Here is a 13,587-nt window from a genome sequence, read left to right on the forward strand (position 1 = left end):
CACCCGGGTGGGCCGAGCGGGTCGGGTGGGGCGGGCCTCCAGGCGGTGGTCACGCGTGGTCGGGGTGGGGCGGCGACTGCTCGTCGTCGAACGGACCGTGCACGTCGAGGACGCGCACGTCCACCGCGGTGCGGAGGTCGGACAGCTGCCGCGTCGCCGCGGTGACCTGCTGCCGGACCTCGGCGGCGACCTCGAGCACCGGGTGCGGGTAGCTCACGACGACGGCGACCTGCACCTCGAGGGTGCCGTCCTCTTCGTCGACCTGCACGCCGGCGGTGCCCGCCGAGCGGCCGAGCTGCTTCCGCAGCTGGTCGGCGGCACGGGCGGCGATCCCGCCGAGGTGGTGCACGCCGGGCACGCCGAGCGCGGTCTCCGCCGCGGTGCGCGCGACGATCGTCGCGGTGCTCGCGTCGTCGGGCAGCGGCTCCGTCAGAGCTGCGGGCAGGGGCACCTCGGTGACCAGCGTGTCCGCATGGGGGTCGTGCTGCATGGTTCCTCCTCGTTCGGGATCTGCGCGGGGACGCATCGGGGCACCCGTTGGACGGGTGCCCCGATGCGGTCGTGCGACCTACTTCTTGAAGACGTCCTTGACGTCCTCGCCGGTCTGCTTCGCGCTCGCAGCGGTCTGGTCCTTCTTGCCTTCGGCGACCTTGGCGTCGTCGTTGGTCAGGTTGCCGACGGCTTCCTTCGCCTTGCCGGCGAGGTCCTGAGCGGCGTTCTTGATCTTGTCGTCGAGTCCCATGACGGGTCCTTTCGTGGGTGGGCGTGCGCCCGGTGGTGTGGTGGTGGGCCGGGAGGCCCGGGGTGCGTCCGGCTGACGGGTGTCAGTGGACGCGGGTCGACTTCGCGAGCGCGGAGCGGGTACCGCCGGTCAGGTGCACGAGCACCGGGACCGGACGGCCGAGGGTGCGGTCGAGGACCGCGACGGCTCGGTCGACGGCGTCGAGCACGGTGACGGCGTCCCCGCCGCGGCGGACCGCGACACGGATCCGTGCGGCGCGCTGCCGGCGGACGAGGTAGGTGTCGACCCGGGAGCCGACGACGTCGCGGACACCCGCGAGTTCGTGCTCGAGGACGTCCCGGACGAGTGCGACGTTGACGGTGACGGCGTCGTCGCCCGAGTGTTCCCGGACGGCGACGGACGTGCCGCCACCACCGCGGGTGAACACCCACACGAGCGACAGGACGATCACGAGGGCCGCGGCCCCGGCGACGGTCCACAGCGCGGACGCGGGGACGTCGAGGCTGCGGGGGAGGTCGACGTACGGCGTGACGGCGTCCTGGACGGCGGGCAGCACACCCGCGCCCATCGTGATCCCGACGACGACGGCAACGAGGCCGAGGACGAACAGGATGATCCGGTTGAGGGTCCGGTTGCTCTTGGTCATGCCAGGGTTCCCTTCTCCTCGACCCGGACGCGGACGCGTCGGCCGAAGCGCTCGTCGAGGCCGCTCAGGCGCTCCACGACGGCGGCGCGGACGCTCGCCTCGTCGACCGGCACACCGGTGACGGGGACGATCCGGACCTCGGTGGAACGGCCACGGGCGGTGGCGGAGGCGTTCCCCTCGGGGACACCGGCCGCCGTGCCGGCGGCGTTGGCCGCGGTGGAGGCGAGGATGCGGGCGTCGATGACGACGGCACCACGCTCGTGTTCGACGACCGAACGGTGCTGGCGGCCGGGCTTGAGTGCCAGGACGACCAGCACGACGCCGAGGACGACGAGCACACCCGCGATGACCTCGACGATGGTGACGAACGCAGCGTCCGGGCGGAGCGCCGTGTCGACCACGGTCTGGGGGTCGGCGACGAGCGGCGGGCGGCCGATGGCGCTGAGCACCGACTCGGTGCCGATCCAGGCGGCCACCAGGGCGAGCACCACGAGGGCCACCGCCACTGCGGTGGAGCGGGAGCGGTGCACGCTCCGACGACGGATGCGTCGTTCGACGGAACCGTTGCGCATGATGGCCTCCTAGCGGGCACGGGACTCGTGCTCGCGCACGATCCCGGTGAGTTCGATGTGGGCACTGCCGACGCGGCGTCCGGTCAGGTCGCTCACGCGGCCCTTGACCTGGTCCGCGATCCGGATCGACCCCGAGACGATGTCGTCGCTCGCGGCGATCGGCCCGGTGATGTCGAGCGACAGTGCTCCCGACGCGTCGCCGAGTCCGACGCGCACCCGCTTGGCGGGGGCGCCGAGCCCTTCGGCTGCGACGGCCCGCGCCAGCGAGGTGAGCGCGCGTGCGGTGATCTCGACGCGGCCCGGGACGTCCGGGCCGGCGTTCACCGGGAGCTCCGGCGTCCGGTCAGCACGTCGGTCAGGGCGCCGCGGTCGATGCGACCGGTGGCGAGGGCGGCCACGAGGGCCCCGATCGCACCGAACACGATCACGAGCACGAAGCCCCAGAACCCGAACTGCAGTGCCACGACGGCGAGGACTGCGCCGATGAGGGCGCCGATCAGCGTGTTGCTCATGCGACTCGGGCTTCCTTCTTCTCGTCGTCGTTGTCGTCGTCGTCACCCGGGATGTAGACGTCCTGGACGGTCACGTTGACCTCGGCGACCTCCATGCCGACGATCTGCTCAAGGGCACGGGCGACACCGGAACGGACGCCGTCGGCGACCTGCTGGAGCGACACCGGGTACTCGGCGACGATCACGATGTCCGCGGCGACCTGCTTCTCGCCGACCTCGACCTTGACGCCCTGACCGAAGTCGCGCTGGCCGATGGCGTCGCGGAGGGCACCGATGGCACGGGCTGCGCCGTTGCCGAGGGAGTGCACGCCGTTGACCTCGCGGGCGGCGATGCCGGCGACCTTCGACACGACGGTGTCGTCGATGACGGTCTTGCCGGTGACGCCGCTGGTGCCGGCGTGCGAGGTGGCACGGGTCGCCGTGGTGGCCGGGGTGGGGGTGATGGTGTCAGCCATGTTCGTTCCTTCCGTTGACCCGCCGGGCGTTCCCAGCGGTTGCTGTTCACGGATGAGACGGGCTGTGGAAGAGATTCGTCACACACGACTTCTCGGATTCGGGTGATGTCCAGGCATCCCCGGAAATCCGGGGATCTGCGTGTACCCCCGGGCTGTTCCGTCGGGCCGTTCAGCCGTTTCCGGCCGCGTCGTTGCGTTCTGCAGCGGCCCGCATGGCGCGCACGCAGGCCATCGGCGACTCGCCGCGCTCCTCGCGGAAGAGCTGCTGCAGGCGTCGGGGGAGCACCCCTGCGGCAGCCGCGATGTCGTCGAGCGTGAGCGGGTCGTCGAGGTGCTGTTCGATGTACGACACCGCACGGCGGACCCGCCACGACGCCTTGCCGGCCTCCGGTCGCGCAGCCAGCGACGCGCGTTTCGTCACAGCCGGGTCCTCACCGAACCGGTCGCGGTAGGTCTCGGCGAACCGGCCCGGGTTGGTGAAGCCCCAGCGGCGGGCGATCGCGGCGATGCCGGAGGACACGAGCGGGCAGTCCGCCGGGGCGACCGGGCCACCCCGGTCCGCGCGGAGCAGCTCCTCGCGCACCCGGTCCAGGCGGTGGTCGCGGAGGAACCGGTGCGGGGTGGTGTCGAGCGTCCGGGCGAAGACGTCCTGCAGCCCGCGCTGGCTCAGTCCGCACGCGGCGGCGATCGTGGGGACCGAGGGGCGTTCGGCGGCGTGCAGCTCGATGAACCGGATCGCGTCGCGGAGCCGGTTCGCCACGGGGACGTCGTCACCGCGGTTGCGGATGGGGAACGTGTCGAGGATGACGACGGCCAGCCGGCGGTTCAGGGCGGTCCGCATCGGCCCGAGCACGCGCTCGTCGACCAGGGCCGGCCCGAGTTCTCGGATCAGGTGCCGCAGTGGTTCGCGCCGGGCGACGACCTCGTCCTGCTGGTCGAACAGCAGTGGACCGTCGGGCAGGCGGTAGCCGAGGTCGCGGCCGACGCTGCGCAGGAACCGGTCGGACACGTGCACGCCGTTGTAGACGGTGCCGTCGGACTCGAACCGGTAGGCCTCGGACGCCGACGCGATGTACGGGCTGCCCGGCTCGACGACGCGGGTGCGGTCGGCGAAGTGCATCTCGAGCCGGCCCTTGGTCAGCCAGAACACCACGTGGTCGTCCCGCACGCCGATGACCCCGCCCCGCCGACCACCCTCGGCCCGCATGGTGCGCAGCGACAGGTCGTCGTCGCCCACGACCGTGTACTCGTACCGGGTGTCGTCGGTGGCGAACGTCTCGGAGGCGAAGTCCGAGCCGCCGTACTCGGCCGCGAAGATCTCGGAGTAGTCGGAACCCTCGCCGTCGGAGAACCGCAGCCGGCGGAATCCGTTCGTCGTCGAGGGGTCCATGCGCTGATCATGCCACCGGTTGCGCCCGGACGAGATCGGAATACCCTAGGGGGGTACCGTATTGAGAACGGTGGAGGCGGACATGCACGAACACGTCGGGTACATCGGCGACAAGGACGACCTGCTCAAGCGACTCCGTCGCGCCGAGGGGCAGGTGCGCGGCATCGCGCGGATGGTCGAGGACGAGACGTACTGCATCGACGTCCTGACCCAGATCTCGGCGGCGAACCGGGCGCTCGAACGCGTCGCGCTGTCGCTGCTCGAGGACCACCTGGCGCACTGCGTCGCCGAGGCCGTCGCCGAGGGTGGGGACGCCGCCGACGAGAAGGTGCGCGAGGCCAGCCAGGCGATCGCCCGGCTCGTCCGCTCCTGACCCCGACGACCCACCATCGAGAAGGAGACACCATGACCACCGAAACGCTGCTCGTCGAGGGCATGACCTGTGACCACTGCGTGATGAGCGTCACCGAGGAACTCACCGAGGTCGACGGGGTGTCGGGCGTCGACGTCCGACTCGTCCCCGGCGGATCGTCCGAGGTCACCGTCAGCTCGGCGGCACCCGTCGACGCGGACGCCCTCCGCGCCGCCGTCACCGAGGCGGGGTACGAGGTCGTGCGCTCGTGACCGACCGCACCGTGGAACTCGACATCACCGGGATGACCTGCGCCTCGTGCGCGAACCGCATCGAGCGGAAGCTCGGCAAGCTGCCCGGAGTCACCGCCACCGTCAACTACGCCACCGAGAAGGCGCAGGTGCAGGTCGCCGCGGACGGCACCGCCGACCCCGAGGCGCTCATCGCCGCGGTGGAGTCGGCCGGGTACGGCGCCACGGTGCCGGCCCCGCCCGCCGCTGCTGACGCCGACCCCGCGGTGGACGAGGACCCGACCGGCCCGCTGCGCCGGCGCCTAGCCGTGTCCGCCGTGCTCGCGGTGCCCGTCGTGGTGCTCTCGATGGTGCCGGCCCTGCAGTTCCCGAACTGGCAGTGGCTCGCCCTGACGCTCGCCGCGCCCGTCGCGGTCTGGGGCGCGCTCCCGTTCCACCGTGCCGCGTGGGTCAACGCCCGGCACGGTGCCGCCACCATGGACACCCTGGTGAGCGTCGGCGTCCTCGCTGCCTTCGGGTGGTCGCTGTACGCCCTGTTCTTCGGCGACGCCGGCACGACCGGCATGCACATGACGTTCTCGTGGTTCGCCACGGACCCCGAGGCCACCGACCTCTACCTCGAGGTCGCGACGGCCGTGACGGTCTTCATCCTCGCCGGCCGGTACATGGAGGCGCGCGCCAAGAAGCAGTCCGGTGCCGCGCTCCGTGCCCTGCTCGAACTCGGTGCGAAGGACGCCACCGTCCTGCGCGACGGCACCGAGCACCGCGTGCCCGCGTCGTCGCTCGCCGTCGGTGACGTCGTCGTCGTGCGCCCCGGTGAGCGGATCCCGAGCGACGGCCTGGTGCAGGACGGCTCCTCGGCCGTCGACCTCAGCATGCTCACCGGCGAGTCCGTGCCGGTCGAGGTGGGCCCGGGCGACCGCGTGACCGGCGCGACGATCAACGTCGGCGGCCGCCTCATCGTCGCGATCACCCGCGTCGGCGCCGACACCGAGCTCGCCCGGATGGGCCGCCTGGTGGAGGACGCCCAGACCGGCAAGGCCGAGGTGCAGCGCCTGGCCGACCGGGTGTCCGCGGTCTTCGTGCCGATCGTCATCGCACTCGCCGTGCTGGCCTTCGTCGGCTGGCTCGTGGTCGGCGGTTCGGTCACGGCGGCCTTCACCGCGGCCGTCGCCACCCTGATCATCGCCTGCCCGTGCGCCCTCGGACTCGCCACCCCCACCGCGCTGCTGGTCGGGACCGGCCGGGGCTCGCAGCTCGGCATCCTGATCGGCGGCCCGCAGGTGCTCGAGCGCACCCGTGGCGTCGACACCGTCGTGCTCGACAAGACCGGCACCGTCACCACGGGATCGATGACCCTGCGGTCGGTCACCGCCGTCGACGAGACCGACGACACCGTGCTCCGGCTCGCCGCCGCGGTCGAGGACGGCTCGGAGCACCCCGTCGCCCGTGCCGTGACCACCGCGGCCCGAGCCCGCGGCGTCGACCTGCCCGCGGCGACGCAGTTCACCGCCATCCCCGGCGCCGGCGTCCAGGCGGTCGTGGACGGCGACGTCGTCCTCGTCGGCACCACCCGCTGGCTCGCTGAATCGTGGTCCATCACCCTGCCCGAGGTCCTGTCCGACGCCGTCGACGGTGCCGAGGCCGACGGGGGCACGGCGGTCGTCGTCGCCCGGAACGGCAGCGCCCTGGGTGTGGTCGTCGTCGGCGACACCGTGAAGCCCGAGGCCGCCGACGCCATCGCCCGCTTCCGGGCACTCGGGTTGCACCCGGTGCTGCTCACCGGCGACAACGACGGTGCCGCACGCGGGGTCGCCGCCAGTGTCGGGATCGACGAGGTGCACGCCCGTGCGACCCCGGCGTCGAAGCTCGAGACCGTCCGTCGGCTGCAGTCCGAGGGGCGGAGCGTCGCGATGGTCGGCGACGGCGTGAACGACGCCGCCGCGCTCGCCGCGGCGGACCTCGGCATCGCCATGGGCGCCGGCACCGACGCAGCGATCGCGGCCAGCGACATCACGGTCGTGAGCGGTCGACTCACCGTGGTCGCCGACGCCATCCGGCTGTCCCGCGCCACGCTCGGTGTCATCAAGGGCAACCTGTTCTGGGCGTTCGCGTACAACGTCGCGGCGATCCCGCTCGCGATGGCCGGGCTGCTCAACCCGGTGCTCGCGGGTGCGGCGATGGCGTTCTCGTCGGTCTTCGTCGTGACGAACAGCCTGCGCCTGCGTCGCTTCGCACCGCAGCCGTGAACGCGGCAAGCCGCGCGTCCCTGGACCCGGCGAGTCGACCGCGGCCTGAACGCGGTGCGGCGACCACGGCCCTGAACGCGACCTGCCGGGGGCGTGACGCGCGCAGCGAACGCGAGCCGCGCCTCCCGGCCGACTGTGCGCACCACCTGCCGGAGCGCACTACGCTCGAAGACGGTCCGCGACGCAGCGCTGCGTGACCCGCGGGCTGTACGTCTTGAACGTGATCCCCAGGAGGACCGAAGTGACCGAATCCGCTCCCGTCGACCCCACATCGACCGAAGGCTGGAAGAAGCTCGACAGCATCGCTGCCGACTTCACCCCGGACCTGCGAGGGTGGTTCGACAGCGACCCCGGTCGTGCCGAGCAGTACACCTTCCAGGCCGCCGACCTGACCGTCGACCTGTCCAAGGGCCTGGTGACCGACGAGATCCTCGCCGCGCTGCTGCAGGTCGCGAAGGACACCGGCGTCGCCGAGCGCTTCCAGGCGATGCTCGCCGGTGAGCACATCAACGTCACCGAGGACCGCGCCGTCCTGCACACCGCGCTCCGCCGCCCGAAGGCGACCGAGGACCTCGTGCCCGCGGCACCCCTGACCGTCGACGGCCAGGACGTCGACGCCGACGTGCACGCCACGCTCGACAAGGTCTACGGCTTCGCCGAGCAGGTCCGCAGCGGCGCCTGGACCGGTGTCACCGGCAAGCGCATCGAGACCGTCGTCAACATCGGCATCGGCGGCTCCGACCTCGGCCCCGTCATGGTCTACGAGGCGCTCAAGCCGTACGTCCAGCCCGGCCTCGAAGCCCGCTTCGTGTCGAACATCGACCCGGCGGACATCTACGAGAAGACCGCGGACCTCGACCCCGAGACCACGCTCTTCATCGTCGCGTCGAAGACCTTCGGCACGCTCGAGACCCTGACGAACGCCCGCCTCGCCCGCCAGTGGCTGTGGGAGGAGCTCGGCCTGACCGACGCCGCCGACGACGAGAAGAAGAACGCCGTCGCCAAGCACTTCGTCGCCGTCTCCACCGCGCTCGACAAGGTCGAGGCGTTCGGCATCGACCCCGAGAACGCCTTCGGCTTCTGGGACTGGGTGGGCGGCCGCTACTCGGTCGACTCGGCCATCGGCACGAGCGTCGTCATCGCCATCGGCAAGGAGAACTGGGAGCAGTTCCTGGCCGGCTTCCACGCCATCGACGAGCACGTCCGCACCACGCCGCTCGAGCAGAACGTGCCCGTCCTGATGGGCCTGCTCAACGTCTGGTACACGAACTTCCTCGGTGCGCAGAGCCACGCGGTCCTGCCGTACACGCAGTACCTGCACCGCTTCGCCGCGTACCTGCAGCAGCTCACCATGGAGTCGAACGGCAAGCGCGTCCGCTGGGACGGCTCGCCCGTCACGACCGAGACCGGCGAGGTCTTCTGGGGCGAGCCCGGCACGAACGGCCAGCACGCGTTCTACCAGCTGATCCACCAGGGCACCCGCCTGATCCCGGCCGACTTCATCACGGTCGCCAACCCGGCCCGTCCGCTGAAGGACGAGACCGGCGACGGCAAGGGCGTCGCGCCCGGCACCGACGTGCACACGCTGTTCCTGGCGAACTTCTTCGCGCAGACCAAGGCGCTCGCGTTCGGCAAGAGCGCCGACGAGGTCCGCGCCGAGGGCACCACGGACGAAGGGATCGTCGCGGCGCGCACGTTCCCCGGCAACAAGCCGACCACGTCGATCATCGCGCCGGAGCTCACCCCGAGCGTGCTCGGCCAGCTCATCGCCCTGTACGAGCACATCGTGTTCACCGAGGGCACGATCTGGGGCATCGACTCGTTCGACCAGTGGGGTGTGGAGCTCGGCAAGCAGCTGGCGCTGCAGGTCACGCCGGCCGTCGAGGGCGACCAGGCCGCGCTCGACGCGCAGGACCCGTCGACCAAGGCGCTCATCGCGAAGTACCTGGAGCTGCGGAAGTAACGCAGGCGCCCACCTGACGGACGGGAGGCCCGTGGCGGATCCGCCACGGGCCTCCCGTCCGTCGTGTGCGTGCGCTGGCCGCGGGGCGGACGCCGGGCTGGTTTCGCGCTCAGCGACACCTCACGCGCGTCGCGGCCCGTGAGGTGTCGCCCAGCCCGAAACGCCGCCGGCCGCCGCGCGAGCCGCCGCGCCGGCCGGTCCGCCGGTGTCGGCCGGAGCGGCTACCGTCGAGGGCATGGACCGCTCGGAGATGCTCGCCGCCGCTGCCGCCGCCCACGCCGCCCGGATCGCCGAGGCCGGCGGGGACGACACCGCCGCCCGTGAACGTGCTGCGTCGGTGCACGACCGTGACTCCCTGGCCGACGAAGCCATCCGCGCCGTGGAACGCCGCCGCGCGGGGGAGTCGGACCGCGCGGCCTCACGCACCGAGGGCGTGCTGTCGGACTGGCACCGGATGGGCACCCGTCGCGGCATCACCCCGGACGCGCAGGTCCGCACCGCGTGGACCGTGACCGGGGTCCCCGAGCGCGGTGACGCCCGGGCCCTGGCGAACGTGCTGCTCTCCACCGCGGGGCACGCCGGACGCGTCGCCGACGCCGCACGCCGCAACCCGGCGCTGTCCGGTGCCGCGAGTGCCGCGGCCCGACGCACCGTGCGCCGCTACACCGACCACGGCGCCGACATGGCCTCGTTGGGGGACGTCCTGGGCGACGGACCCGTCGACGACGAACGCTGAGCACCACCTCCACAGTTGGACCGCTCCCGTCCTCATCAGGCGTTCTGTGGACCGTTCCAAAAGACCTGACGACAGAATGTCCAATTGACAGGACATGGAATCGGGTTACGATCAGTCCACGCGATGAAGCGCGATCACCGACGAAGGAGTCACCGAATGGTCGACATCAAACCGACAGCCCCGACTGTCGCACTGCCCCCGTTGGGGACCGGGCCGCACCGCCGACGTCTCGGCGTGCTGGCCCTCGTCGCCACGTTCGGCGGGCTGCTCTTCGGGTACGACACCGGCGTGATCAACGGTGCCCTGAACCCGATGAAGGCGGAGCTCGGCCTCACGAACTTCACGGAGGGTGTCGTCACCAGCTCGCTGCTGTTCGGTGCCGCGATCGGCGCCATGCTCGGCGGCCGCATCGCCGACGGCTGGGGTCGTCGCAAGACGATCATCCTGCTCGCCGTCACGTTCTTCGTCGGCACGCTGATCTGCGTGGTCGCACCGACGTTCGAGGTCATCGTCGTCGGTCGTGTGCTGCTCGGCCTCGCGGTGGGCGGCGCATCAACGGTGGTGCCGGTGTTCCTCGCCGAGCTCGCGCCGTACGAGATCCGCGGGTCGCTGTCCGGCCGCAACGAGCTCATGATCGTGATCGGCCAGCTCGCTGCGTTCGTGGTCAACGCGTTCATCGGCAACATCTGGGGTGAGGGCAACGGCGTGTGGCGCGTCATGCTGGCCGTCTGCGCGCTCCCCGCGATCGCGCTGTTCGTCGGCATGCTCCGGGTGCCGGAGTCGCCGCGGTGGCTCGCGTCGAAGGACCGCTACGACGAGGCTCTCTCCGTCCTCGAGCAGGTCCGGACCACCGATCGGGCCCGCGCCGAGCTCGACGACATCAAGCGGAGCAACGACCTCGAGGCGAAGGTCGAGCGCGTCAGTGGGTGGCACACGCTGCGCGGGAACAAGTGGCTCATCCGCATCGTGCTCATCGGTGCCGGGCTCGGGGTGGCCCAGCAGCTCACCGGCATCAACTCGATCATGTACTACGGCCAGACCGTGCTCATCGAGTCCGGGTTCCAGGCGTCGGCGGCCCTCATCGCGAACATCGCCCCCGGGGTGATCGCCGTGGTCGGTGGCGTCATCGCCCTGTACAACATGGAGAAGATCAACCGCCGCACGACGCTGATCCTCGGGTTCACGCTGACGACGATCTGCCACTTCCTCATCGGCATCGCGTCGGTGGCGCTGCCCGAGGGCAACCCGGCCCGCCCGTGGGTCATCCTGTTCCTGGTCGTCGCGTTCGTCGGCTCGATGCAGACCTTCCTCAACATCGCGGTCTGGGTCGTGCTGTCCGAGATCTTCCCGACCCAGATCCGTGCGCTCGGCATGGGTATCTCGGTGTTCTGCCTCTGGATCGCGAACGCGTTCCTCGGGCTGTACTTCCCGACGATCGTCGCCGCGACCGGCATCACCGGCACGTTCTTCGGCTTCGGGGTCGTCGGGCTGCTGGCGCTGCTCTTCATCTGGAAGTTCGTGCCGGAGAGCCGCGGCCGCACGCTCGAGGAGGTCGAGGAGGGCGTCACCACCGGCAACATCTTCACCGTCCCGGAGAAGGCGTCGCGCCGCTAGTCCGCACCACGGACGGACGGGAGGCCCGGTGCCAGCTGGCACCGGGCCTCCCGTCCGTTCTGTGGTCGCGCTACGGGCGCAGGAGCACCTTGCCGACGCGGCCGGCGGTGTCGCTGGCGCGCACGGCGTCGCGGACCTGCTCGAAGGCGAAGGTCTCGGCGACGGGGAGCGTCAGCGAGCCGTCGAGCACGCGGGTGATGAGCTCACCGAAGAGCTGCCCCTTCGTCTCGGCCGGCATCGTCTTGCTGACGACGGAGCCCCAGAAGCCCTTCACGGTGAGCTGGCCGAAGATGACCTTGCCCGACGGGATCTCGAGCGTCGGTGACGCCATCGCGCCGAAGACGACGAGGGTGGCGTTCTCGCCCAGCACGGAGGCGATGTCGCCGGCGGCCTTGCCGCCGACGGACTCGACACCGGCGATGATCGGGGCACCACCGGTGATCGCGGCGACCTGGTCCTGCCAGTCGTCGGCGTCGGTGGCGACGATGCGCTCGATGCCCTGCTCGCGGAGCTCGTCGACGCCGGCGGCGCGACGGACGAGCCCGATCACGTTGATGCCGCGGGCGGCGCCGAGCTGGGCGACCATGCGACCGACCGCACCGTTGGCGGCGTTCTGGATGATCCAGTCGCCCTCGTGCAGGTCGAGCGAGTGCAGCAGGCTGATGGCGCTGAACGGCATCGAGACGAGCTGGGCGGCGGCCTCGTCGGTCATCGCGTCCGGAACCGGCACGAGTCCGGCGGCGTTCGCGGTGTAGTACTCGGCCCAGACGCCGAAGGCACCGCCGGCGACGCGCTGGCCGACCTGCAGGTTCGTGACGCCCTCGCCGAGTGCCTCGACGACGCCGAGCGCCTCGGTGCCCGAGGCGGCGGGGAGCTCCGGCTTGAAGCCGTAGGTGCCGCGGACGGTCCACAGGTCGTGGTTGTGGATGGGGGAGAGGACCGTGCGGACGAGGACCTCGCCGGCACCGGGCGTCGGGACGGGGCGTTCCTGCACCTCGAGGACGTCGGCGGGCTCTGCGAACGTCTCGTGGACGACGGCGCGCATGGTGGTGGGGGTGGTGGTGCTCATGGGTCAGTCCTCCGAGACGACGATGGTGACGTCGATGTTGCCGCGGGTCGCGTTCGAGTACGGGCAGACCTGGTGGGCCGCGTCGGCGAGGGCCTGGGCCTGGTCGTGCTCCAGGCCGGGGATGACGACCTCGAGCATGACGGCGAGCTGGTAGCCGCCGTTGCCGTTCGGGCCGATCGACACGCGGCCGCCGACGGACGAGTCGGTGATCTTCACCTTCTGGCTGCGGGCGACGCCCTGCAGCGCGGAGTGGAAGCAGGCGGCGTAGCCGGCGGCGAAGAGCTGCTCGGGGTTGGCGCCGTTGCCGGAGCCACCCATCTCCTTCGGGATGGCGAGGTCGAACTCGACCGTGCCGTCGCTCGTGGCGACGTGGCCGTTGCGGCCTTCGCCGGTGGCCAGGGCCTCGGCGGTGTAGAGGGCTTCCATGGGGTTCCTTCCTTGTGGGGCGGATCGTGAAGTTGTGGGGTCGGTGCTCCGCATGCTCTCGCGCTCAGCGACAGTTCACGGGCGCGCGTGGGCGTGAGGTGTCGCTCAGCGCGAAACGGCGCCGGCGCCCGCGCCGGCGCCAGCGGGGTCGCGGTCCGGGTCAGCAGCCGCGTGCATCGTCTCGGTCAGCCGCTGCAGCGTCGCGATGAGCTCGGCGGCGGCGCGCTCGTCCGACAGCCCCATCCCGGCGGCGATGCGCGCGGGGATGCCGCTCAGTTCGGACCGCAGTTCGCGGCCCCGGTCGCCCGCGGTCACGGTGACGACGCGTTCGTCGGTGCTGCGGCGCTCGCGGCGGACCAGGTCGCTCTGCTCCATGCGGCGGAGCAGTGGCGAGAGGGTGCCGGAGTCGAGCTGCAGGTGTTCCCCGAGGCTCGAGACGGTCTGGTCGCCCTCGACCCACAGGGTGACGAGCACCAGGTACTGCGGGTACGTCAGGCCCCAGGGTTCGAGCATCGTGCGGTACGCCTGCGTGGTGGCGCGGGACGCCGCGTAGAGGGAGAAGCACACCATCTCGTCGGTCACGGGCATGCGTCCACACTGTCACGCAACA

Annotated in this window: 17 protein-coding genes; 6 read left to right on the plus strand and 11 right to left on the minus strand. The window is 71.5% G+C overall.

What is annotated here, in order from left to right; translation table 11 throughout:
• Positions 1–49: 49 nt before the first annotated feature.
• The 8 genes from KK087_RS00550 to KK087_RS00585 all read right to left on the minus strand — a co-directional run bounded on the left by KK087_RS00550 (position 50) and on the right by KK087_RS00585 (position 4,317).
• Positions 50–490 carry an Asp23/Gls24 family envelope stress response protein gene (locus tag KK087_RS00550; protein ID WP_214563852.1) on the minus strand — a complete coding sequence of 147 codons (441 nt, stop codon included), beginning with the start codon at positions 488–490 and terminating at the stop codon, positions 50–52.
• A 78-nt stretch (positions 491–568) separates the two neighbouring features.
• Positions 569–742 carry a CsbD family protein gene (locus tag KK087_RS00555; protein ID WP_017885408.1) on the minus strand — a complete coding sequence of 58 codons (174 nt, stop codon included), beginning with the start codon at positions 740–742 and terminating at the stop codon, positions 569–571.
• A gap of 82 nt (positions 743–824) precedes the next feature.
• Positions 825–1,388, minus strand: coding sequence for a hypothetical protein (locus KK087_RS00560; protein ID WP_214563853.1), 564 nt, complete (start codon positions 1,386–1,388; stop codon positions 825–827).
• Entirely contained in the window at positions 1,385–1,960 is a 576-nt protein-coding gene (locus tag KK087_RS00565) for a DUF6286 domain-containing protein (protein WP_214563854.1), read from the minus strand. The genes KK087_RS00560 and KK087_RS00565 overlap by 4 nt, the downstream gene beginning before the upstream one ends.
• 9 nt (positions 1,961–1,969) lie before the next feature.
• On the minus strand, positions 1,970–2,284 hold the full coding sequence (locus tag KK087_RS00570) for a hypothetical protein (RefSeq protein ID WP_017885411.1): 315 nt from the start codon (positions 2,282–2,284) through the stop codon (positions 1,970–1,972).
• A complete protein-coding gene (locus tag KK087_RS00575; RefSeq protein WP_017885412.1) occupies positions 2,281–2,472 on the minus strand; it encodes a DUF2273 domain-containing protein in 192 nt (63 codons plus the stop codon). Before KK087_RS00575 ends, KK087_RS00570 begins: the two co-directional genes overlap by 4 nt.
• Positions 2,469–2,927: an Asp23/Gls24 family envelope stress response protein gene (locus tag KK087_RS00580; RefSeq protein ID WP_027465999.1), complete on the minus strand. Its 459-nt coding sequence runs from the start codon at positions 2,925–2,927 to the stop codon at positions 2,469–2,471. Before KK087_RS00580 ends, KK087_RS00575 begins: the two co-directional genes overlap by 4 nt.
• Before the next feature lie 169 nt (positions 2,928–3,096).
• Positions 3,097–4,317 (minus strand): AraC family transcriptional regulator, encoded by a 1,221-nt coding sequence (locus KK087_RS00585; RefSeq protein ID WP_214563855.1) that lies wholly within the window; start codon positions 4,315–4,317, stop codon positions 3,097–3,099.
• Positions 4,318–4,399: 82 nt separating this feature from the next.
• Here KK087_RS00585 and KK087_RS00590 point away from each other — a divergent pair, with 82 nt between their 5' ends.
• From KK087_RS00590 to KK087_RS00615, 6 genes are all read left to right on the plus strand, one after another.
• Positions 4,400–4,690, plus strand: a complete 291-nt coding sequence (locus KK087_RS00590; RefSeq protein WP_027466001.1) for a metal-sensitive transcriptional regulator — start codon at positions 4,400–4,402, stop codon at positions 4,688–4,690.
• 32 nt (positions 4,691–4,722) lie between these two features.
• Positions 4,723–4,941 (plus strand): heavy-metal-associated domain-containing protein, encoded by a 219-nt coding sequence (locus KK087_RS00595; RefSeq protein ID WP_111024449.1) that lies wholly within the window; start codon positions 4,723–4,725, stop codon positions 4,939–4,941.
• Complete coding sequence (locus KK087_RS00600) at positions 4,938–7,169, plus strand: heavy metal translocating P-type ATPase (RefSeq protein ID WP_214563856.1); 2,232 nt, start codon at positions 4,938–4,940, stop codon at positions 7,167–7,169. The genes KK087_RS00595 and KK087_RS00600 overlap by 4 nt, the downstream gene beginning before the upstream one ends.
• A 241-nt stretch (positions 7,170–7,410) precedes the next feature.
• Entirely contained in the window at positions 7,411–9,132 is a 1,722-nt protein-coding gene (pgi, locus tag KK087_RS00605; protein ID WP_214563857.1) for a glucose-6-phosphate isomerase, read from the plus strand.
• Positions 9,133–9,367: 235 nt separating this feature from the next.
• Complete coding sequence (locus KK087_RS00610; protein WP_214530778.1) at positions 9,368–9,868, plus strand: hypothetical protein; 501 nt, start codon at positions 9,368–9,370, stop codon at positions 9,866–9,868.
• Positions 9,869–10,024: 156 nt separating this feature from the next.
• On the plus strand, positions 10,025–11,482 hold the full coding sequence (locus tag KK087_RS00615) for a sugar porter family MFS transporter (RefSeq protein ID WP_214544845.1): 1,458 nt from the start codon (positions 10,025–10,027) through the stop codon (positions 11,480–11,482).
• Between the two features lie 70 nt (positions 11,483–11,552).
• On the opposite strand, the gene KK087_RS00620 is transcribed toward KK087_RS00615, so the two are convergent.
• The 3 genes from KK087_RS00620 to KK087_RS00630 all read right to left on the minus strand — a co-directional run bounded on the left by KK087_RS00620 (position 11,553) and on the right by KK087_RS00630 (position 13,565).
• The gene (locus tag KK087_RS00620) at positions 11,553–12,527 is read right to left on the minus strand and encodes a zinc-binding dehydrogenase (protein WP_071406109.1); all 975 of its coding nucleotides are present in this window, start codon (positions 12,525–12,527) and stop codon (positions 11,553–11,555) included.
• A 27-nt stretch (positions 12,528–12,554) separates the two neighbouring features.
• Complete coding sequence (locus KK087_RS00625) at positions 12,555–12,977, minus strand: organic hydroperoxide resistance protein (protein ID WP_027466009.1); 423 nt, start codon at positions 12,975–12,977, stop codon at positions 12,555–12,557.
• A gap of 105 nt (positions 12,978–13,082) precedes the next feature.
• On the minus strand, positions 13,083–13,565 hold the full coding sequence (locus KK087_RS00630) for a MarR family winged helix-turn-helix transcriptional regulator (RefSeq protein WP_214563858.1): 483 nt from the start codon (positions 13,563–13,565) through the stop codon (positions 13,083–13,085).
• Between the last annotated feature and the right edge of the window lie 22 nt (positions 13,566–13,587).

Source organism: Curtobacterium aurantiacum (genome assembly GCF_018598555.1).
GTDB classification, from domain to species: Bacteria; Actinomycetota; Actinomycetes; order Actinomycetales; family Microbacteriaceae; genus Curtobacterium; species Curtobacterium aurantiacum.

Bases quoted from the DNA above. Each gene is read 5' to 3' on its own strand.
- KK087_RS00550 (WP_214563852.1), bottom strand. From the start codon at position 490: ATGCAGCACGACCCCCATGCGGACACGCTGGTCACCGAGGTGCCCCTG.
- KK087_RS00555 (WP_017885408.1), bottom strand. From the start codon at position 742: ATGGGACTCGACGACAAGATCAAGAACGCCGCTCAGGACCTCGCCGGC.
- KK087_RS00560 (WP_214563853.1), bottom strand. From the start codon at position 1,388: ATGACCAAGAGCAACCGGACCCTCAACCGGATCATCCTGTTCGTCCTC.
- KK087_RS00565 (WP_214563854.1), bottom strand. From the start codon at position 1,960: ATGCGCAACGGTTCCGTCGAACGACGCATCCGTCGTCGGAGCGTGCAC.
- KK087_RS00575 (WP_017885412.1), bottom strand. From the start codon at position 2,472: ATGAGCAACACGCTGATCGGCGCCCTCATCGGCGCAGTCCTCGCCGTC.
- KK087_RS00580 (WP_027465999.1), bottom strand. From the start codon at position 2,927: ATGGCTGACACCATCACCCCCACCCCGGCCACCACGGCGACCCGTGCC.
- KK087_RS00585 (WP_214563855.1), bottom strand. From the start codon at position 4,317: ATGGACCCCTCGACGACGAACGGATTCCGCCGGCTGCGGTTCTCCGAC.
- KK087_RS00590 (WP_027466001.1), top strand. From the start codon at position 4,400: ATGCACGAACACGTCGGGTACATCGGCGACAAGGACGACCTGCTCAAG.
- KK087_RS00595 (WP_111024449.1), top strand. From the start codon at position 4,723: ATGACCACCGAAACGCTGCTCGTCGAGGGCATGACCTGTGACCACTGC.
- KK087_RS00610 (WP_214530778.1), top strand. From the start codon at position 9,368: ATGGACCGCTCGGAGATGCTCGCCGCCGCTGCCGCCGCCCACGCCGCC.
- KK087_RS00615 (WP_214544845.1), top strand. From the start codon at position 10,025: ATGGTCGACATCAAACCGACAGCCCCGACTGTCGCACTGCCCCCGTTG.
- KK087_RS00620 (WP_071406109.1), bottom strand. From the start codon at position 12,527: ATGCGCGCCGTCGTCCACGAGACGTTCGCAGAGCCCGCCGACGTCCTC.
- KK087_RS00625 (WP_027466009.1), bottom strand. From the start codon at position 12,977: ATGGAAGCCCTCTACACCGCCGAGGCCCTGGCCACCGGCGAAGGCCGC.
- KK087_RS00630 (WP_214563858.1), bottom strand. From the start codon at position 13,565: ATGCCCGTGACCGACGAGATGGTGTGCTTCTCCCTCTACGCGGCGTCC.